We start from the raw sequence: 19,861 nt of genomic DNA on the forward strand, positions 1-19,861 counted from the left end.
TTTTGATCCGGTGCGCCCTGACTTTAGTCTAACTGAAGGCCGAACTTAAGCGGCTTTATTGTTTTTCGCGGCGTTGTTCTGCGCATCCGTCAGGGCTTTTTTGGCCTTTTCAAAGATGCCTTTGAACGTTTCGGCGTCGCGCACCGCGATATCGGCCAGAACCTTGCGGTCCAATTCGATATTGGCCAGTTTCAGGCCGTTGATGAACTGGGCGTAGGTCATGCCATGCTCGCGCACGGCGGCATTGATGCGCTGGATCCAAAGCGCGCGGAAGGTACGCTTTTTGTTGCGGCGGTCGCGATAGGCGTATTGCAGCCCTTTTTCGACCGTTTCGACAGCAATGCGGAAACAGTTTTTCTTGCGGCCGTAATTGCCTTTGGCCAGCTTGATGATCTTGCGTTTGCGCGCGTGGTTGCGCGGGCCTGCTTTGACGCGTGCCATTATGCACCTGCCTTTGCCGACTGCGCGGCGTTATCGTTGGCCTGGGCGGGTTTTTTCTTGCCCTTGAAGCGCTTTTTCAGGCTGTAGGGCAGGAAATAGTTGAGCACTTTGACGCCGTCCGAATGGAACATGACGGCGGTGCCGCGGGCCTTGCGTTTCATTTTCTTGGGTTTGGAGATCAGGCGGTGGCGGGCATGGGCCTGTTTGAACTTGACCTTGCCTTTGGCCGTGACCTTGAAGCGCTTTTTCGCGCCCGATTTGGTCTTCATTTTCGGCATTTTTCGCTCCCATATGTTGGGGGTTTCAAAAACGGCTGCTGGTATGCCTTTTAACCAGGTCGCCGGGAACGGCATGTTTAATCAGGTTTCCGGCCTTCGCGCAAGTTTTTTAGCGCGGGCCCCTTGGTGTGGGCCCCTAACGCGGGCCCATATCTTTTTTATGCAAATCAGCCAGCGGGCTGCGGAACTGCATCTCCAGATCCCAGGGGAAGTAAATCCACGTGTCCTGGCTGACCTCGGTGATCCAGGTATCGCAGGTGGGGATTCCCTGCGGCTTGGCGTATACCGCCACATACTGCGCGCGCGGCAGCGTCTGGCGGATCAGCCGGAACGTGTTGCCGGTATCGACCAGATCATCGACGACAATCCATCCCGCCCCGTCGCCAAGCGCGTCGAGGGGCTTAAGCACCTTGGCCGTGCCCTGGTCCTGATGCGCGTAGGACGCGACGCAGACCGTCTCGATCAGGCGGATGTCCATTTCGCGCGCGATGATGCACGCGGGCACCAGCCCGCCGCGCGTGACCGCGGCGATGCCCTTCCACGCGCCGCCCTCCGGCGCACCATTTTCCAGCAGCCGCCAAGCCAGAAGCTTGCTGTTGCGGTGGATTTCGTCCCACGAAACGGGAAAGTCCTTGGAATACGACATGCGAATGATCTCCTGAATCTCTGCCCTTATCTGCCCCAAGCGGAAAAAACGGTCAATGTGCGGTTTTAGGGGGCGCGGTTTTAAGAGTTAATGCGCCCGGCCCCCTAATGCGCCCGACCCCCTAATGCGCCCGACCCCACGTGTCGCCGATACCCGCCTCGGCGATCAGCGGCAGGCCGATATCCGCGACCGCGCGGCTTTCCATCACCTGCCTGATCGCGTTCGCGGCGTCCTCGGCCTGATCCGTCCGCGCCTCGAACACCAGTTCGTCATGCACCTGCAACAGCATCCGGCATTCCAGATTGCTTTCCGCCAGCATCCTTTCGACGCGCACCATCGCGCGCTTCATGATGTCGGCGGCGGTGCCCTGTAACGGCGCGTTGATCGCCTGCCGCTCGGCGAAGGCGCGGCGCGCGCCCTTGTCGTTGATCCCGTCGATGAAGCATTTGCGCCCGAACAGCGTGCGCACGAAACCCTGCCGCCGCGCTTCTTCCTTGATCCGCTCCATATAGGCGGGCAATTCGGGGAACCGCGTGAAATACGCCTTGATGAAGGCTTGTGCCTGCGCAGGCTCGATACCAAGCTGTCGTGCCAGCCCCCAGCCCGAAATGCCGTAGATGATGCCAAAATTGATCGCCTTGGCGCGGCGGCGTATGTCGGGCGTCATTTGCTCAAGCGGCACCTCGAACACCTGACTGGCGGTCAGCGCGTGGATGTCCGCGCCCTCGATGAAGGCCTGTTTGAGCGCGGGGACCTCGGCCATGCTGGCGGCAAGCCGCAGCTCGATCTGGCTGTAATCGACCGAGATCAGACGGTACCCCTCCCGCGCGACGAAGGCCTCGCGGATCTTTTTTCCGTTATCGGTGCGGATCGGGATGTTTTGAAGGTTCGGGTCCGAAGATGCCAGCCGCCCGGTCGATGTGTGCGCGAGTGCGAAAGATGTGTGTACGCGCCCCGTACGTTTATTGATTTCGGCTTGCAGCGCATCGGTATAGGTGGATTTAAGCTTCGCGAGCTGCCGGTAATCCAGTACCTTTTGCACGATCGCGTGCCCCTGCGCCGCAAGCTCCTCCAGAATGTCGGCTGTGGTGGACCAGTCGCCGCCCTTTGTCTTGCCGCCGCCCTCGAGTCCCATTTCGTCGAACAGCACGATGCCCAGCTGTCTGGGCGATGCGACGTTGAACGGGTGCCCGGCCAGTTGATGGATATCGCTTTCAAGCTGCGCGATCTGGGTGCCGAAATCCTGACTGAGGCGCGCCAGCATATGCGTGTCGATTTTAATGCCTGCTTCCTCCATCCGCGCGATCACGGGCACCAGCGGCCGGTCCATCGTTTCATAGACCGAAACCATGTGTTCGCGCGCCAGCCGTGGCTTGAGCAGCGCATGCAACCGCAAGGTAATGTCAGCGTCCTCCGCCGCGTATTCGGTGGCGCGCGCGATCGGCACCTCGGCAAAGCTGATCTGCTTTGCGCCCTTGCCGCAGACATCCTCGTAATGAATCGTCTGGTGCCCCAGATGCAGGCTGGCCAATTCGTCCATGCCGTGTCCGTGGCTCGATCCGTCAAGGACATAGGAAATCAGCATCGTATCGTCGATAGGCGCGACATTGACGCCGTGCGCCGCGAACATCTGCAGGTCGTATTTGATGTTGTGCCCGACCTTAAGCACCGCGGGGTCTTCCAGCAAAGGCCGCAGGATCGCCAGCGCGTCCGCGGGTGTCATCTGCATGATTGTCTTGCCCGGCCCTGCCAGAATTCCGTCCAGAAGATTGCCGCCCGGCGCGCGGTGCCCGACCGGGACATAGATGCCGCTGCCCGCCTCGCAGGACAGGGAAATGCCGACCAGTTCCGCCTTCGCGGGTGTAAGGGATGTCGTTTCGGTATCCACCGCGACGACACCGCGCGTGACGGAAATTGCGACCCAGTCTGCAAGTGTACGCGCATCTGTGACTGCACTGTACGTTCCGCGTCCGGACAGGCCGGAAACGGGATCTTGCGCCTGTTCCGGTATTGTCTGAACAGGTGCGGGCGAAGAAGGTTTCCCCAGTCGCGCCAGCGCCGATTTAAATCCATACGAAGACAAGAACTGGACCAGCGCGGATGAATCGATCGCCCCGGACCCAAGGTTTTCAATAGGCTGCGGCAATGGCGCGGCATCATCGAGCCGCACAAGTTTCTTGGAGATTCGCGCAAGCTCGGCGTTCTCGATCAAGGTTTCGCGCCGCTTGGGTTGTTTGATCTGGTTGAGCGATTCAAGCAGGGTTTCAAGCGTGCCGAACTGGTTGATCAGCTCCGCCGCTGTCTTGACGCCGATGCCGCGTACGCCCGGCACGTTGTCGGTGGCGTCGCCGCAAAGCGCCTGTACGTCGACGACTTTTTCCGGTGCGACCCCGAATTTTTCCAGGACCTCCGCCGCCCCCAGCGGCTTTTGTTTGATCGGGTCGAACATCGAAACACGGTCGCGGACCAGTTGCATCAGGTCCTTGTCCGAAGACACGATGACGACGTGCAACCCTGCCTCTCGCCCCGCCCGCGCGTAAGCGGCGATCAGATCGTCGGCCTCGTACCCCTCTTGCTCCAGAGGCACGAAGCCGAAGGCGCGCGTCGCTTCGCGGATTAACGGAAATTGCGGGATCAGGTCCGGCGGGGTTTCGTCCCGGTTGGCCTTGTATTCGGGATAGATGTCGTTGCGGAAATTGCGCCGTGCGGCGTCGAACACCACGCCCACATGTTTCGCCTCAAGATCGCGCAACAGCCGCAGCATCATGTTGACGAATCCGACAACCGCGCCCACCGGCGTCCCGGCGGCGGGCAATCCGGCCCCGACGGTCAACGGGGGCAGGGCATGGAAGGCGCGGAAAATGAATCCCGACGCGTCCACCAGATACAGCGTGTCTTGTGAGGGCTTGGTCATCGGCATAGAGTTAAAAGTATGGCGCATATTTATTCAACCCGTTCGACCAACGTCCTCGACATCGACAACAGCCCGGTGCTGCTGGAGGACGATGTCATCTGGCTTGACCTTCTCCGTCCCACGCCGGAGGAGGAGCAATCCTATGAAAGCCAGCTCGGCATCGACATTCCTTTGCGCGAGGAGCTGAAAAGCATCGAGCCTTCAAGCCGCCTGTATAAGGAGGATGGGGCGATTTTCATGACCGCGACCGTCGTTTCGCGTTCCGAGGCCGGACTGGCCGAGGCTGCGGCCATCGGCTTCATTCTGCATAACGGCCGCCTGATCACCGTGCGCTATACCGAGCCGCGCGCCTTCGATATTTTTTCGGCCTATGTCACGCGCCATCCGCATCTGTACGAAGACGGGGCGAGCCTGTTGACCAGCCTGCTTGAGGCGATCGTGGATCGTGCCGCCGAGATCATGGAGGGAACGAATCTGGAAATCGACCGCCTGTCCGCCGACATATTCGCGGCCCGCGCGGACAACCCCCAGAACATGGCGTCGGGCGAGAAACTGGGTGAGGCGCTTAAGGAAATCGCCATGCACCAGAACCTGATGTCGAAGATCCGCGATTCACTGGTTTCGCTGGGCCGCGTCGTGCGCTTTCTGGGGCTTGCCGACCCAATCCTCAAAAACAAGGCGCTTAAGGAACAACTACGCTCCGTCGACCGCGACATTACCTCGCTGACCGATCAGGCCAGTTTCATCGGCAACAACATCACCTTCCTGCTCGATGCCAGCCTTGGCCTGATCAGCATCGAACAGAACGCGATCATCAAGATTTTTTCGGTCGCGGCGGTGGCCTTCCTGCCGCCGACTCTGGTCGCCAGCATCTACGGCATGAACTTCCGCCACATGCCCGAACTGGCGATGGAGCACGGCTATCTGATGGCGCTGATGATGATGCTCGCTTCGGCGGTCGTGCCGTACCTGTATTTCAAGCACCGCCGCTGGTTGTAAAACTGGCGTAATTTTGAGCGTAGCTGCTATAGCCATGGAATGGACGGAAAACGCGACGCTATTCTTGTAAGGGAGTGGATGGCTGCCCAGCACAGGGTTGCTGCTTCGTCGGAGCAGCAGGACGGCCGCCTTTTCTTGGCGCGGGCCGGCGGGAATGTATACGTCACGCCTTATGTCGCTGCTCGTTTTGCGGGAATTCTACCCGGTATGTTGCCGGCCGGATCCCACGTAAACAGAATTGCGGTCGTAACCGATCTCGATATCGTGTTGTGGGATCATGCTCAAGCCGGGCCACCCGCGAAAGCATTTAGGGCGCTGGTCGGCGGTGATAATCCGGATCCAAGGACATGGGATTGGGAGCTGGACGGCTTTTTTGAAAGAACGCTCGCGCAAGAAGAGCTTCGCGGTTCTCAGATCCGTTATTTCCGATCGCTCGGCGCCGGTCGTTACGACGTCGCGTTGATGGTCCTGCCGGCTATTCAGACGGCCGCGTATCATCTGGGCCAGATGGCGGGGTCGGCATGTTTTACGTGGAATGAAATTCCCCCGCAATCCGTGCATGATGCGATGCTGCGTCACGAATGGGCGCATCTAAACGCCGCTCAGGATGGATGGCCGGCCGAAAAGGAAATTTTTTGTGACGCGGCCGCCCTAAATGGGGCGAATACCGCCTTGAAGGCTGCATGGATGGATGCCCGCCTGATCGGTGCGTTCACTTGGCCGTTTCCTGGTGCCATGATCGGTCCCGCGTTGATCGACAGACGGTATGCGACGCGCACGTATCTGGATGAGGCGCTGGGCGTTCAGGCTTGGTTTCGTGAAAACTTGTTGGATACATTTTACGACCCTGCGCGCATGGCGCGTCTTTACGCGGGTCTGCGTACGGATATAGCGAACGGCAATCATGCGCTGCCGCCGGGTTTATGCGCGGTCTTCGCGCAGTGGGCGGGTGATTTTATCAGCTCGGCGCGTATGCCCGAAACGCCGCAAGCGTTTCGGCGTTGGTTCGGGTGCGAAGACGACCCTGTGGCTTGGCGTTATTTGACGCAAGCCTATGCATGTCACGTCCAGGTCAGCGCCGCGCGCGATATGCGGTTTTGCGCATGGCTGTATGAGGCTGCGAATGCGATGGCCGGGACGCCTGTTGCCGCATGGATGGGTGCGGAACTGCGCGGCGCGTTGTCGCGTCGTGCGCCAGACGCCGCCGGAAAATGGGAACCGGGGTGGAAACCCCAAATTCTGGACGTCGATCTGCCCTTTGGATCTAGGCGCCAAAAACCGTTGGGTGTGGTGCGTGGTCCAGCGCTTGATATCCGGCCATGAAATCCGTAGGCCACGCCTGCGCGTGTGCAGGCATTCGTGCGACTTCATTGATGCAAAGTTGCAGCTTGAACTGGCTGGGTTGATCGAGCGTGCTGCGGAAAATCTCAGCGGCGCGGCGCGCTTTCATACGGGTGTCATTGGCCAGAACGGCGATTTGGTTAAGCGGCAGGCCGGCACGCAGATCGGGAAGATTGTTTTTACGCCGCGTCAGAACCGCGTGCGCGCAAGCATACAGGCGCCAGCCATCCGCGCTTTCCCACCCGGGAACGTCCCGCGGGACATAGGGTTGGTAAGCAGTGCAAAAATTCGTGTAATCCACCGACAGGGGCTCGCCGTGAAGGTTGACCAATAAGGCTAGGGGTCCTTCAACCCTGGCGGCGACGAACGCCATGGCCGGACCGCGCGGAAGCGCCGTACCCGGCTGCACGACGATCGGTTCGAATTCACGGCAGGCATTTGCGAAGGATAGCTTCATGACACAATCTCTATCTTATGGAAGATCGTGATATTATAGAAACAGGCGGCCGAGTCAATCGATGGCGCGCAGGAACGCGTAAAGCGCGACCGCGGCGGCGTTCGATACGTTAAGCGACCGGATTGTCCCGCGCGTCGGCAGGCTGGCCAACGTATCGCAATGTTTGGCCACGTTGGGCCGCAGCCCGGACCCCTCCGCGCCCAGCACCAGCGCCACGCGCTTTTGCGCCGGGATGCGGGCGATATCGGTTCCGCGCTCGTCCAGCCCCATCACGAAAAATCCGTGTTCCTGCAAAAGCTCGATCGCGCGGTTCAGATTGGTTTCCAGCGCCACTGGAATCACGTCCGCCGCGCCCGACGCGGTCTTGGCCAGAACGCCTGTCAGGTCGGGTGCGTGCCGGTCCTGCAAAATCACACCATGCGCCCCGAAGGCCGCGGCCGAACGCAAAATCGCGCCGACATTGTGCGGGTCCGTGACCTGGTCAAGGATCAGGATGACCGCCGCCCCGTCTGGCGCCAGCCCGGCGATCAGGTCGTGCGCGTCGCGCACCGGCAAAGGCTCGACCACCGCCGCGATGCCTTGGTGCACTGCGCCGGGGGGCAGCATGCGCTCGAACGCGGCCTTGTCGATGATCTCTGCCTGCGGGCGCCTTGCGCCTTCGGGCGCCGCCGCATCGAACCCGGCCACCGCGCTTGCGCTGACCAGAAGGCGCAGCACGCGCCGCGCCGGATTTTCCCATGCCGCCCGCACCGCGTGAAACCCCCACAGCACGTGACCCGACAAGCGCGCGGGTGCCAGACGTTGATTGGCTCGCTGGTCGCCTCGTCGATCAGTCTGTCGATCAGTTTGTCGATCACTCTGTTGATCGCCCCGTTGATCACTCCGTTGATCGTTTCGCCGATCGGTTCGCTGATCTTTACGCGGGGCGGTTTTTGGGCCATTTCCCGGCTCGGCCCTGATGGGTTTCTGCCCGGTTTGCTGGCGGTGCGCCGTTCGCCCGCCGCGCCGTCCCGTGGCGTCCGGCTTGCCGAAAGGTTTTTTGGATTTGAAAGGTTTTTTCATGTCGCGCCCGCGCCGGATAAGATTGTTCCGGCCTCTTATAGCGGACTCCGGGCGGGTGGCGCCAGCCCCGCCGTGATGGACCCGTTGGCGATTGCGCTTGCCTTGGCCGGCGCCATCCTGTTTGATGACGCGCATGAGCGATATCCCGGCCTGCCCGAAATGTGCCTGCACCTATACGTACGAGGACCGTGGTCTGTATGTTTGCCCGGAATGTGCGCATGAATGGGCGCCTGGCGATGCAAGTCAGGACGCGGCACCCGAAGAAAAAATCGTCCGCGATGCCAACGGCACGCCGCTCAAGGACGGCGACACCGTGACCGTGATCAAGGACCTCAAGGTCAAGGGCGCGTCCTCCAGCGTCAAGGTCGGCACCAAGGTCAAGAACATCCGTCTGGTCGACGGCGATCACGACATCGATTGCAATATTCCTGGCTTCGGTGCCATGGGCCTGAAATCCGAATTCGTCAAAAAAGTCGCTGAATAGGGCTTAAAAAACGCGGCAAGAAATATCAGGGTTGGCGCGCGCCTGCGCGACCGGCCGAAAGGCCGCCCTATCGGAGCCGTGAGCGCAGCGAACCGGCGCGAGATAAAACCGAAAATTTTCAGGAGCGCGCCTGCGCGACCGGCCGAAAGGCCGCCCTATCGGAGCCGTGAGCGCAGCGAACCGGCGCGAGATAAAATGGTGGAGGGGGAAGGATTTGAACCTTCGTAGTCCGAAGACGCCAAATTTACAGTCTGGTGCAATTGACCGCTCTGCCACCCCTCCACACGTCTAGGGTAACGCGGCCCTAACAAACGGGATTTGGGGGGCGGATGTCAATACCAAACCCGGCGGGTTCGTGCTAAAAATACCCGATGACGTCCGTGAAATCCCAAAGACTGGCCCGTAACGCCGCCATCGCGGCGGTGGCGGTGTCGGTTTTGCTGGTCGTGGCCAAGGCGGGGGCCTGGCTGGTCGGCGGGTCCGCCGCTCTGCTGGCAAGTCTGGTCGATTCGATGATCGACGCGCTGATGTCGTTTACCAACATGCTGGCGCTGCGCTATGCCCACCGCCCCGCCGATACGGACCACCGCTATGGCCACGGCAAGATCGAGGGCGTGGCCGCGCTGACGCAGGCGGCGTTCATTCTGGGAGCCTGCGCTTTCGTGATTCTCGAGGCGATTCGCATGTTCGACCAGCCGCGCGCCGTGGGCGCGATCGATCTTGGCGTCGCGGTGCTGGTCGCGGGTACGCTGTTGACCGTCGCGCTGACCCGCTATCAGGCCTATGCCGTGAAAAAAAGCCATTCCCTGGCGGTGGAGGCGGATGCCGCGCACTACACCGGCGACATCGTCGCCAATCTGGGGGTCATTGCATCGCTGCTGGCCGGGCGCTGGCTGGGCTGGCTGTGGCTTGACCCACTGGTCGCGCTGGTGGTGGCGGGCTGGCTTTTGTATACCGCGCGCGACATCGGCCTGCGCGCGATCGACATGCTGCTTGATCGCGAACTGGCCGACGACACCCGCACCCGCATGTTCGACGTCATCCGCGCGACGCCGGGCGTCGAGGGGCTGCATGATCTGCGCACCCGGCGCTCAGGCGCGCGCATCATGGTCGCGGTGGATATCGAGGTCGATCCGGGCCTGAGCATGCTGGCCGCGCACGAAATTGCCCACGCGGTTGAAAACAACCTGCTTGCCAGCTGGCCGGATGCCGAGGTGATGATCCATGTCGATCCCAAGGGCGGCGATATTACCGATTCCCGCCACCGCAAGCTGGAGGGGTTCCATGCGCGCTGAAAACAGGATCGTCCTTCTGGGCGATTTCGGCGCGACCCATTTGCGGCTTGCGCTTTTGGGCGATGCCGGGCCGGAACAACTGGTCGTCTATGCCGTGCGCGAATGGCCGGGCATTGATGCGGCGATGCGCGATTACGCGGTGCGCACCGGGCGTAACTGGCGCGGTGCGACCTTTTATCTGGCCCATACCGGCCATGTCGCCGACGGCGCGCTGGCGCTGGATTACAAGGCCGAGCGCCCGTGGTCCTTCCGTCTGGAGGACGTCGCGCGCGATTTCTCGCTTGCACAGTTGATCGCGCATAACGACCTCAAGGCCGCCGCCTGCGCGGTGCTGGCGGACAATGGCGATGCTTTCCAACTTTTGCGCGCGGGCGTGCCGCGAATGGATTCCGATTCCGTGGTCATCGGTGTCGGCACCGGCACGGGTCATGCCTATGTGTCACACACGAACGGCGCGGTGCGTGAAACCTTTGGCGCGCATTTTCCACCCGCCGCGGTGACCGATCGCCAGCGCGCGGTGCTCGACCATGTCCGCGCGGGCGTGGACCCGGCCCGCACAATGATCATCGAGGATATTCTTTCCGGCGCGGGGTTGCTGCGGGTTTATCGGGCCTTGGCGGAAATCGACGGCAAGACGCCATGCGTTACGGCGGCGAACGACCTGCTCGCACAGGCCGGGTCCGACCCGCTGGTACGTGAATCGACATCCCTGTTTTGCGAATTTCTGGGGCTGCACGCGCATATTCTGTGCAACGCCGCCGCCGCCTATGGCGGTATCTATCTGTGCGGCGGCATGGTCGAGCGCCTGAACGCAGGCGGCCTGTTCGATGCCGCGGCCTTTACCCGCAACCTGCATCAGGCGATGGTGCCGGTTGTGGCGCGCGCGCTCGAATCCCTGCCGCTTTATATCGCGGCGCGCGAACACACCCCGCTTTACGGCCTTGCGGTCTGCGCGCGCGGCGGGGTTTCCGGATGACATGCGCACGGCTTATTTGACCATCGACGATTCCCCTTCGCCGCGCACCGACGATCTGGTCGATGCGCTTGCCGCGCGCGGCGTGCCCGCGATCCTGTTCTGCCGTGGCGACCTGCTTGAACAAAACCCGGAACCGGTCATCCGTGCGATCCGGCATGGCTTCTTGGTCGGCTCGCACGGCTATGAACACAAACGCGCAAGTGTTCTGGGTTACGATGCCGTGACGCAGGGTGTTTTGCGCACCGACGCCTTGATCGACGCGGCCTATGCAAACGCCGGCGTCGTGCGCCCCGGCCGCTATCACCGCTTCGCCTATATGGACCGGGGCATGGGCGCGTGGTTTGTGGAACCCCAGCGCCTTGCGCCCGATCTGCGCGTAATCGTATCCGGCATGATCCGCGAAGGGCTGGGCAACGACCCCGCGTCAACGCCGACGCATGCAGGCATCGAAACCAAAAACCGGCTTCAGGCGTTTTTGTCGGATCATGGTTTCGCAAGCCTGCCCGCGCCGGGCGTGACCCATGCGTTTTTTGCGCAGACGGAAATGCACGATGCGATCGATGCGATGTTCACTTTTTCGACCTCCGACTGGGCGGTGACCGAGCGGCATCGCGGCAAATTCGGCGTTTCGGATGTATCGGACCTGAAGGCGCGCATCGACGCCGACCCGTATCTTGCCCGCGATGACAGCGCGCATATAATCCTTGCCCACGATCAGGCGGAAATTCACGATACGGTGGTTGCGCTGGTCGATCACATGCTTGATCGCGGCCTGCAATTCATGGAGATGTCATGACCGACCCGAATAAATCCCGCCACACCCTTGTCACCATTATCGCCGATTACGGCGGCCTGCATGATCTGGCCTTTGCCGAGGTGCGCGAAAGACTCTATGCCGAACTGAATGACGGAAGTTTTTTGGTCGAAACTGTTGCGGTCCCGGCCTTCGATACCATGGCGACCGGCTTCGTGACTGCGCAGATCGGTTTGAACTCGCCGCTTGGCGCGCGTCACAAACTTTACGTCAACACCGCCCCGCGCAAGGATGACCCGAACCCTCGCGCCCGCAACGCTGGCGAGGGGCTGGCCTATGCGAAACTGCCGAACGGGGTCGAAATCGTCGCGGTCAATTCCGGTTACTCGCTTTCCTTCGTGCGTGACGCGGCCGAGATGCTGCGCGGCCTGCGCGTATCGGCCGAAGGCTCGCAATTCCGTTCCCGCGATGTGTTTCCGCCCGCCTTCGCGCGCGTGGCGCGCGGCGATTACGCCGATATGGGTGATGATATCCGCGCAAGCGTGCCTGATGTGCCGCCCGCGCGCGTCTGTTACACGGACGGCTACGGAAACATGAAGACGACGCTCGATCGCGCGGCGCTTGCGCCGCATCAGGGGCAGGACGTGTTGGTCAGCGTCAACGGCCACACACTGCGTGCGCGCGTGGCCGACGGGATTTTCGCGGTGCGTGACGGGGAATTTTGCGTTTCGCCGGGGTCGAGCGGCTGGAACGGCCGCCCCCTGACCGAAATCGTCTGCCGCGGCGGCAATGCCGCCGCCGCGTTTGGCAACCCGTCCGGCGGCGCGGTTATTGAATGGCGTCCGGCTTCCTGATACAACACATGCCGATGCGGGTGTAGCTTAATGGTAAAGCTCCAGCCTTCCAAGCTGGCTACGTGGGTTCGATTCCCATCACCCGCTCCATCCGATTGGACAATCTTTCGAAAATCGAACCCACAAACGTAACGTGTTCCGCGCGCCATTGGCGCGGACGGGGTTCGATTCCCATCACCCGCTCCATCCGATTGGACAATCTTTCGAAAATCGAACCCACAAACATAACGTGGCCCGCGCGCCATTGGCGCGGGCGGGGTTCGATTCCCATCACCCGCTCCATCCGATTGGACAATCTTTCGAAAATCGAACCCACAAACATAACGTGGCCCGCGCGCCATTGGCGCGGGCGGGGTTCGATTCCCATCACCCGCTCGGCTTTTTCGTGGTCCGCGCTTCCAGCGCGCCGTTGATTTCGGCGCCGATCAGGATGGTAAGGGCGCTTACCCAGAACCAGATCATCAAGACGGCCACCGCGCCGAGCGAGCCATAGGTCTGGTTGTAGCTGGGGAAATGCGACACGAACAAGGAGAACGCACCCGACCCTGCGACCCACATCGCCGTGGCGGCAATGCCGCCCGCGCTGATGCCGAAGCCGCGCCGCCGTCGGCACGGGCCGAACGTATACAAGACCTCAAGCCCGATCAGCGCCGCGCCGAACAGCATCGCCCAGCGCAGCCATTGCAGTTTGTCCGCGATGTCGTCCGGCACGTGGAGAATTTGGATCGCCGCGGGCAGCCCCGCGACCAGCAAAAGCGACGCCAGCAGATAGCCGAGCATCAGGAAGGTAAGGCCGTATGAAAGAAGCGTAAGACGGATAAGGCCGCGCGTTTCCGCGCAGTTATAGGCGATGTTGAATCCCTTGATCAGCGCCGAGGTGCCGCGCGTCGCGGAATAGAGCGTAATAAGCACGCTGAGCGCGAGGCTGATGCTCAGCGAGCGGTCGGTCGACGCGGTCAGGTGCGTGATCTGCTGCGTCAGTGTTTCGACGACCGCACCGGGCAGGATGTGGTTCATCATGTTGATCTGGTCGGTGATCAATACCGGGTCGACAACCAGCCCGAATATGGATACCGCGGCCGCCAGCGCCGGAAACGCGGCCAGCAGGAAATAAAACGCGACCCCCGCCGCGACCAGTCCGATATAGTCTTGTTTGACCTCGTTGCGGACATGCAGCGCGGTCAAAACCCATGGCGGCAGGGTCATCGCCGCAAGCTCGCCCGAACTCATCCGCGCGATGGTGATCCAGTGTCTGAAAAACGTGCCGATGCGGCGCATCAGATGCGACCCCGTAACGAAAAAAGGAATAAAAACGGAAAGGGGCGGAGCCGCATGGCAGCTCCGCCCCGAAAATTCCGTGCGTATCGCGCGCTTATTCCGAAGCGCCGAGATTCACGGCCGACATTTTGCCGTTTTTCGGATTGGCCTGCAGCTCGTAGGACAGTTTTTGTCCTTCGGCCAGCGTACGCCAGCCGGCACGCTCAACAGCCGAGATGTGCACGAAAATATCGGCACCACCTTCATCGGGGATGATGAAGCCGTAACCTTTGTCGTTGTTGAACCATTTTACACTACCAGTAGCCATTGTTTCCTCATTGGTTAAATGCCGGGCAATCGGGCCCGGTGGCCGGACATTCGGGGAAGCTTTGGTACCGATAGGCGTAACCGAACTCGCATCCACCATGGCCCAGCGTTTTTACGATTGAAAAACAAAGGCAATAGCGAACGACGGGTCTCACGACCCCCGTAAATCGGGATAAATCAATCACACTCCCGTCCGCCGGTCAAGATATGTTGGGACGGCAGGGGGCGCGGCATCCCGGCGCACTTGTCCGGCGCTTGACAGAATGGCTGGGCTGAACGATATTCCGGACTATGACAAAAAGCCCCCTGTCCGTCCTGCACGGCGCCCGTTCAGGACATACCACCGCGCAAGATCTGAAAGCCTGGGTTTTCCACGGCGCGCCCGGCGCAGGGCACGACCGGATCGCCGGGGCCATCGCGGCACGCCTGCCCGAACACGCGCGCGCGGCCACGCTGGAAATCCGCGATCTGGACCAACATGCGCTTTTGCTGGAGCGTGGCATTGACCGGGGCTCGTCCCTGATGATTCAGGATTTACAGGATGCCGCCGCCACCTTTGCGCTGATCGACCGGCTTCAGGGGGCGGGCTATCACGTCAGGCTGGTCAGCGCATGGGCGCCACTGGCGCTGTGCGATACGCATCTTCACCAATCGGCGCGCGACCTGTCCGCCCGCGTCGCGGCGCTTGCCAGCCTTGAAGGGTTGAGCGATCGGGCGAAGGCGGCCGATATCTATTACTGGACCCATTCATCCTACGATCCGGGCTGTGTATTGCAAATCCGGCATTTGCCGCTGGTCGAACCACAGATCAAGGTCACGACCGACCATCCCAACTTGCTGCTTCGCGCGATCAAACAAATGGAGCAGGAAGAAAACGGCCAGGTCGTCGCCGCGTGGCTGCGCCGCACGGCAGGTCGGCTGCTCGATCGGGCCGCGCGCCCCATAATGCCAAGCGGTCTGTAGACGTCGCCCGCAAAACGTGAATTCTTGGCTTGCGTTTTGTGCCCCGGCCCTTATATTACGGCTCGATTTTTAATCATTGCGCTCGCGCGGTTGGCTTATGACGGCAGCGAATAAACGAACATAAAACGAACAACGCGAAAACGGAGTAATCAATGTCCAAGGAAAAATTCACCCGCGACAAGCCGCACGTAAACATTGGAACGATTGGCCACGTGGACCATGGTAAGACGTCGCTGACGGCGGCGATCACGAAGGTTCTGGCGGAGACGGGCGGAGCGACGTACACGTCGTACGACAATATTGACAAGGCGCCGGAGGAGAAGGCGCGCGGGATCACGATTTCGACGTCGCACGTTGAATACCAGACGCAGAACCGTCACTACGCGCACGTGGACTGCCCTGGCCACGCGGACTACGTGAAGAACATGATCACGGGCGCGGCGCAGATGGACGGCGCGATTTTGGTTGTGTCGGCGGCGGACGGCCCGATGCCGCAGACGCGCGAACACATTTTGCTGGCGCGTCAGGTTGGCGTTCCTGCGATTGTGGTGTTTTTGAACAAATGCGACATGGTGGACGATCCGGAACTGGTTGACCTGGTTGAGATGGAAGTGCGCGAGCTGCTTTCGAAGTACAACTTCCCGGGCGACAAGATTCCGATCGTGCGCGGCTCGGCCGTGTGCGCGCTGGAAGACAAGCAGCCTGAACTGGGCAAGGAAGCGGTTCTGAAGCTGATGGCGGCGGTGGATGAATACATCCCGACGCCGGCGCGTCCGAAGGACAAGCCGTTCCTGATGCCTGTCGAGGACGTGTTCTCGATTTCGGGCCGGGGTACGGTGGTGACGGGCCGTGTGGAGCAAGGTATCTGCAAGGTCGGCGACGAACTGGAGATCGTGGGTCTGCGCCCGACGCAGAAGACGGTTCTGACGGGCGTCGAGATGTTTAGGAAGCTGCTGGATCAGGGCGAGGCTGGTGACAACATCGGTGCGCTGCTGCGCGGCACGAAGCGTGAAGACGTTGAGCGCGGTCAGGTTCTGTGCGCGCCGGGATCGATCACGCCGCACACGAAGTTCACGGCCGAGACGTACATTCTCTCGAAAGAGGAGGGTGGCCGCCACACGCCGTTCTTCAACAAGTACCGCCCGCAGTTTTACTTCCGCACGACGGACGTGACGGGTACGGTGGAGCTGCCCGGCGGGACCGAGATGGTGATGCCTGGTGACAACGTGACGATCACGGTTGAGCTGATTGCCCCGATCGCCATGGCCGAAGGCCTTCGCTTCGCGATCCGCGAAGGCGGCCGTACGGTCGGCGCCGGCGTCGTCGGTAAAATCATCGCTTAAGGACATCCGAACGTAAAAAAGCCGGGCTGCGCGCCCGGCTTTTTTATTTGCATAAAATAAACGCGCTGCGCTAGACAAAGGGCTATGCCCAAATCACGCCACAGCGCCCCGCCCGCCGCGCGCGAATTCCATCACGCCGTGTGCGGCGACGTGCGCATTTCCTTCAACGAGGAAAACGAGGTCAAGGTCGCGTTGACTTTTCCCGAAGGGTTCGCCGGTCAGCCTTATCAGGCGCTTGATGCGCTTTGGAGCGCGTATTGCGCCGAAAGACTTGCCGAATGGCGCGACAATTTTCAGGATCATTATATTACCGGCGCCGACGGACAAAAAATCATGACGCCGCTGAATGCCGAGGACCGGGCCAAGCGTTACCGCACGTTTCAGACCGTCGCGCTGGGGCACCCGGCTGATACCGAGATCCGCGTCGAGAACCTGCTCACCATGGTCAAGATCGCAAGCCCGATGCGCAAGAGGTCGCACGTTCTGCGCCGCATGGAAATCAAGATCAAACAGGATTTGCCGGGGCTGGTTCCTTTTCACGAAGTACCGGGAAAATACGGCAAAAAGCTGGTGGCGGATTTCAACGGGCGGCAATCGCGCTTCGCGGGCGTGATGACCGAAACCTTCCGCCAGAAAATCACCATTCCGATCCTGTTCGAACGTTGGGGCCAGATGTTCGTCATCGAATACGAGCGTGCCAAGGATATCGGTATCAGCATCTCGATGGCCGGGCACAAACGCGATATTCTGGAACTGGAAGGCGAGGTCAAGAAAATCTACGGGCTTGAGGATTATCTCAGGCACCGGCCTGTCAACCTCAAGAAATATCCGGATCGTGCTGGACTGACCCAGGCCGGCGTACACGAGGTGATCGACGCCTTTCTGGCCAAGCGCCTGAACGGCTTTCTCGATTTTGCCAATAATTGGCTTGAAATGAACGGATATGAAGGATGCCGGGCGGTGCCAGTGACCCATTCCAAATCGCGCCCGGAAATGGATGCCCTGCATGACGTGCTGAAGGCCGCACCCAAGCAGATGCGTAAAAACGCGGTTGCCGCCGCCGTAAAACGTAACGGTGCGTTCGCCGTGGACAGCACGCTCAACGCCCTGCGCCGCAGCCTGACGGTATAAAAGCCCCGCCGTCCCGCGATTTTTCGATTGGAAAAATCCATCAGACTCCCTATAACAAAGCCCGTCCTTGGGACAATAGGGGTATAGCTCAGCTGGTAGAGCGACGGTCTCCAAAACCGTAGGTCGAGGGTTCGAACCCTTCTGCCCCTGCCATTTAGTCTTCCATACCATCAAGGTCGGAGAAACCAACGCCGTAAAGACGGTTTTTTCAATCTTACTAAATCTAGCGTGTGATACGTTCCGCCAGAATTTTTATAGCCGGAAGACGCGCATGAATGCCGTTTTCATCCAGATGAAAACTTTTTGCCCATATCGCTGCAATAACAGCTGTAATAGAGTCTGCATTGATTTGACCGTTATCCATTTCTCTTAATGCCAGTGAAATAGCTGCGGCTTCTGAATCGTACTCATCGGCGGGAGCTCCGGCGGTGATCAGGCCTTCTATGTCGGCTTCCTGAAGCAGGTTATTGATATTCTCATTTGTTTGTGTGGTCATGGCTTAATCCTTATTTGCGCCAAACGGTAATGACTTTACCTGCATTCCGTCCTTGGGTTTCTAGCACAACAACCACACCGTTTGAACCTTTATAGACTTTCTGCAGTGTACCGTATTTGCCGGTTTTGGTTGTTACGTTTCCTGATTTTTGCGCGCTTTCTATAGCGTCATCGATGTCCTTTTGAGAGATGTTCCTTTGCTTGCTGCGTATGGATCCATGGTCTGTAGTCTTGCCGTTTGATTTGGGCGCTCTACGGAATATTTTGGTCAAAACACGGATGACTGGGCCAAGCGCTATTTTTCCAATACGTAATGATGGCAACAGCAACAGTTCAGGATAAACGGGTCTTATAGGAGGGTCGTCAATCTCATCCGTGGAAACCGGCTCAGCCCAGCAGCGGCAATTGAAGTCATCTCCGGGGTCCGGGTTATCCGCCCATGAGCGTCTGGTTTTATCCAGTTCCGCATGGCTGGCACGAACTTTATCATCGCCAACGGTTCTCCAGATATATTCACCCTCAGGTGTTTTGGCAGCTTCATTACTTAAAGCTCTGGAGGTTTCGTCATCAGGCTTCATGGTTCCGGTCACTTTGAGGCCTTGATCTTTCTGAAAGGCTTCAAGGGCTTTGAAGATAGCTGCATCCGGGATGCCCGTGATTCCAGTTTTTTCATATGGTTTGTAGTAGCCCAGCCGGTTAAGGGCTTTTTTGATTTGCCGCACATCGATTTCATCCGCAGGGCTGTTGGCGGCAAAAGGGTGTTTTATTTCAATTTTCATGGGTTCTTTCCGGACAAAAAAACACCACGGCGCGGATGCACCTGTGGTGTTTAATATGAATATAATCCTATATTATTATCGTGATGTCAAGGCGCTTTCACGAGAACAGTTATCGGAAGACTGCAACCCCTGCCATTTTTCTGATGTGGCGCCCATCCCGTCATGGGGAGAATTAAGAACACTCCCGGCACGCCGCTTCCCCTATCGCTTACTCCTCTCCGCTTGCAAGAAAAAGGCGGATGGAACTTGCCTCCATCCGCCTCCGGCAGTGGCCGTGTGCGCTTTAGAAGTGGTAACGCATGCCTGCTTCGATCGCGTTTTCATGCAGCGAGCCAAGCTTCACATGTCCGCCCGCGCCGTCCGAAAAGGACGGCTTTTCAAAGCCCATGTACTTATATCCGAGCGACCAGTCTGTCTGAGGCATGGATTCTGGCGTGTACGATACGCCAGCCATGGCCTGATAGGCGAAAACGTTTTGGGTCGAATCGCTGTTGCCCAGACCCTGGCCCTTCGGGAATTTCACAAATCCTTGTCCGACACCTGCCCCCACATAGGGTTTGAAACCGGTTCCTGTATTAAAATCATAATACGCATTGCCCATAAGCGCGATGGCCTTGAGGTCGCCGCTCGGGTTCGTGTTGGCCAGGACATTCTTCAGTTTCATGGCGTGATAACTGGCCTCCCCCTCAAAGCGTACGTCGCCCGTATCGCTGCTCAGGGCCTCGGGTTGCCAGCCGCCCACAATACCTGCGCCGCTGCTGAATCCGTATTTCACTTTGCCGGTGGAAGATCCGCTGACGCTCGAATTGGAAGGGTTGGCGATATCGCCCTTGGCGCCGACATAGAAGGAATCGGCCGCGTGGGCGATGCTGGCGTAAGGCAGAACGGCCAGCAATGCGGCGGCGGTAAAACTCAGGAACCTCATTGAAAATCTCCTTGAAAACGGTTGAAAGGTTTTAAATCCCGCCCTCTTTGTGACGCGCGTCGCTGAAGCGAAGCTGAAGCGGGCCTTCAGGCCGTCTTCAGTTTGATCGTTGATGCTGAGAACAGGTTCAACAAGCGGAT

The 19,861-nt window shown here is 59.8% G+C and carries 21 protein-coding genes and 3 tRNA genes; 12 read left to right on the forward strand and 12 right to left on the reverse strand.

Features of this window, described 5'->3' with window-relative positions:
- Nucleotides 1–45: 45 nt before the first annotated feature.
- The 4 genes from rplT to polA form a co-directional block, all read right to left on the reverse strand.
- Entirely contained in the window at nucleotides 46–441 is a 396-nt protein-coding gene (rplT, locus tag H6866_06325; GenBank protein ID USO07051.1) for a 50S ribosomal protein L20, read from the reverse strand.
- The gene (rpmI, locus tag H6866_06330; protein ID USO07052.1) at nucleotides 441–719 is read right to left on the reverse strand and encodes a 50S ribosomal protein L35; all 279 of its coding nucleotides are present in this window, start codon (nucleotides 717–719) and stop codon (nucleotides 441–443) included. The genes rplT and rpmI overlap by 1 nt, the downstream gene beginning before the upstream one ends.
- A 136-nt stretch (nucleotides 720–855) precedes the next feature.
- On the reverse strand, nucleotides 856–1,365 hold the full coding sequence (gene gpt / locus H6866_06335) for a xanthine phosphoribosyltransferase (GenBank protein USO07053.1): 510 nt from the start codon (nucleotides 1,363–1,365) through the stop codon (nucleotides 856–858).
- Nucleotides 1,366–1,486: 121 nt separating this feature from the next.
- Nucleotides 1,487–4,285 carry a DNA polymerase I gene (polA, locus tag H6866_06340; protein USO07054.1) on the reverse strand — a complete coding sequence of 933 codons (2,799 nt, stop codon included), beginning with the start codon at nucleotides 4,283–4,285 and terminating at the stop codon, nucleotides 1,487–1,489.
- Between the two features lie 12 nt (nucleotides 4,286–4,297).
- Here polA and H6866_06345 point away from each other — a divergent pair, with 12 nt between their 5' ends.
- Both H6866_06345 and H6866_06350 read left to right on the forward strand, forming a co-directional pair.
- Nucleotides 4,298–5,278, forward strand: coding sequence for a magnesium transporter CorA family protein (locus H6866_06345; protein USO07055.1), 981 nt, complete (start codon nucleotides 4,298–4,300; stop codon nucleotides 5,276–5,278).
- A 264-nt stretch (nucleotides 5,279–5,542) separates the two neighbouring features.
- The gene (locus H6866_06350) at nucleotides 5,543–6,601 is read left to right on the forward strand and encodes a hypothetical protein (protein USO07056.1); all 1,059 of its coding nucleotides are present in this window, start codon (nucleotides 5,543–5,545) and stop codon (nucleotides 6,599–6,601) included.
- Here H6866_06350 and H6866_06355 read toward each other — a convergent pair.
- The gene (locus tag H6866_06355) at nucleotides 6,543–7,076 is read right to left on the reverse strand and encodes a hypothetical protein (GenBank protein ID USO07057.1); all 534 of its coding nucleotides are present in this window, start codon (nucleotides 7,074–7,076) and stop codon (nucleotides 6,543–6,545) included. The genes H6866_06350 and H6866_06355 overlap by 59 nt on opposite strands.
- Before the next feature lie 54 nt (nucleotides 7,077–7,130).
- Nucleotides 7,131–8,138: a 23S rRNA (guanosine(2251)-2'-O)-methyltransferase RlmB gene (gene rlmB, locus H6866_06360; GenBank protein USO07058.1), complete on the reverse strand. Its 1,008-nt coding sequence runs from the start codon at nucleotides 8,136–8,138 to the stop codon at nucleotides 7,131–7,133.
- Between the two features lie 133 nt (nucleotides 8,139–8,271).
- Between rlmB and H6866_06365 the strand changes: the two genes are divergently transcribed.
- Nucleotides 8,272–8,622 (forward strand): alkylphosphonate utilization protein, encoded by a 351-nt coding sequence (locus H6866_06365; GenBank protein ID USO07059.1) that lies wholly within the window; start codon nucleotides 8,272–8,274, stop codon nucleotides 8,620–8,622.
- A gap of 196 nt (nucleotides 8,623–8,818) precedes the next feature.
- Here the strand turns inward: H6866_06365 and H6866_06370 are convergent.
- A tRNA-Tyr gene (locus H6866_06370) sits at nucleotides 8,819–8,904 on the reverse strand.
- 89 nt (nucleotides 8,905–8,993) lie between these two features.
- On the opposite strand from H6866_06370, the gene H6866_06375 reads away from it, so the two are divergent.
- From H6866_06375 to H6866_06395, 5 genes are all read left to right on the forward strand, one after another.
- A complete protein-coding gene (locus tag H6866_06375; protein ID USO07060.1) occupies nucleotides 8,994–9,917 on the forward strand; it encodes a cation diffusion facilitator family transporter in 924 nt (307 codons plus the stop codon).
- Nucleotides 9,907–10,893: a glucokinase gene (locus tag H6866_06380; protein ID USO07061.1), complete on the forward strand. Its 987-nt coding sequence runs from the start codon at nucleotides 9,907–9,909 to the stop codon at nucleotides 10,891–10,893. The genes H6866_06375 and H6866_06380 overlap by 11 nt, the downstream gene beginning before the upstream one ends.
- A 1-nt stretch (nucleotide 10,894) precedes the next feature.
- Nucleotides 10,895–11,689 (forward strand): polysaccharide deacetylase family protein, encoded by a 795-nt coding sequence (locus tag H6866_06385; protein ID USO07062.1) that lies wholly within the window; start codon nucleotides 10,895–10,897, stop codon nucleotides 11,687–11,689.
- Nucleotides 11,686–12,501: an SAM-dependent chlorinase/fluorinase gene (locus H6866_06390; protein USO07063.1), complete on the forward strand. Its 816-nt coding sequence runs from the start codon at nucleotides 11,686–11,688 to the stop codon at nucleotides 12,499–12,501. The genes H6866_06385 and H6866_06390 overlap by 4 nt, the downstream gene beginning before the upstream one ends.
- 16 nt (nucleotides 12,502–12,517) lie before the next feature.
- Nucleotides 12,518–12,591: transfer RNA gene (locus H6866_06395), tRNA-Gly, on the forward strand.
- Between the two features lie 276 nt (nucleotides 12,592–12,867).
- Here H6866_06395 and H6866_06400 read toward each other — a convergent pair.
- Both H6866_06400 and H6866_06405 read right to left on the reverse strand, forming a co-directional pair.
- Nucleotides 12,868–13,779, reverse strand: coding sequence for a YihY/virulence factor BrkB family protein (locus H6866_06400; protein ID USO07064.1), 912 nt, complete (start codon nucleotides 13,777–13,779; stop codon nucleotides 12,868–12,870).
- 94 nt (nucleotides 13,780–13,873) lie between these two features.
- Nucleotides 13,874–14,086 (reverse strand): cold-shock protein, encoded by a 213-nt coding sequence (locus H6866_06405; GenBank protein ID USO08615.1) that lies wholly within the window; start codon nucleotides 14,084–14,086, stop codon nucleotides 13,874–13,876.
- A 290-nt stretch (nucleotides 14,087–14,376) separates the two neighbouring features.
- On the opposite strand from H6866_06405, the gene H6866_06410 reads away from it, so the two are divergent.
- The 4 genes from H6866_06410 to H6866_06425 all read left to right on the forward strand — a co-directional run bounded on the left by H6866_06410 (nucleotide 14,377) and on the right by H6866_06425 (nucleotide 17,675).
- Nucleotides 14,377–15,048 carry a hypothetical protein gene (locus H6866_06410; GenBank protein ID USO07065.1) on the forward strand — a complete coding sequence of 224 codons (672 nt, stop codon included), beginning with the start codon at nucleotides 14,377–14,379 and terminating at the stop codon, nucleotides 15,046–15,048.
- A 152-nt stretch (nucleotides 15,049–15,200) separates the two neighbouring features.
- Complete coding sequence (tuf, locus tag H6866_06415) at nucleotides 15,201–16,391, forward strand: elongation factor Tu (GenBank protein USO07066.1); 1,191 nt, start codon at nucleotides 15,201–15,203, stop codon at nucleotides 16,389–16,391.
- An 84-nt stretch (nucleotides 16,392–16,475) separates the two neighbouring features.
- Complete coding sequence (locus tag H6866_06420; GenBank protein ID USO07067.1) at nucleotides 16,476–17,522, forward strand: hypothetical protein; 1,047 nt, start codon at nucleotides 16,476–16,478, stop codon at nucleotides 17,520–17,522.
- Between the two features lie 77 nt (nucleotides 17,523–17,599).
- Nucleotides 17,600–17,675 (forward strand) — tRNA-Trp (locus tag H6866_06425).
- A gap of 70 nt (nucleotides 17,676–17,745) precedes the next feature.
- Here H6866_06425 and H6866_06430 read toward each other — a convergent pair.
- The 3 genes from H6866_06430 to H6866_06440 all read right to left on the reverse strand — a co-directional run bounded on the left by H6866_06430 (nucleotide 17,746) and on the right by H6866_06440 (nucleotide 19,721).
- A complete protein-coding gene (locus H6866_06430; protein ID USO07068.1) occupies nucleotides 17,746–18,018 on the reverse strand; it encodes a hypothetical protein in 273 nt (90 codons plus the stop codon).
- 10 nt (nucleotides 18,019–18,028) lie between these two features.
- On the reverse strand, nucleotides 18,029–18,796 hold the full coding sequence (locus H6866_06435) for a peptidoglycan-binding protein (GenBank protein USO07069.1): 768 nt from the start codon (nucleotides 18,794–18,796) through the stop codon (nucleotides 18,029–18,031).
- Nucleotides 18,797–19,079: 283 nt separating this feature from the next.
- Nucleotides 19,080–19,721, reverse strand: a complete 642-nt coding sequence (locus H6866_06440; GenBank protein USO07070.1) for a porin family protein — start codon at nucleotides 19,719–19,721, stop codon at nucleotides 19,080–19,082.
- Between the last annotated feature and the right edge of the window lie 140 nt (nucleotides 19,722–19,861).

The organism is Rhodospirillales bacterium, assembly GCA_023898805.1.
Lineage (GTDB): Bacteria > Pseudomonadota > Alphaproteobacteria > Micavibrionales > UBA1664 > UBA6145.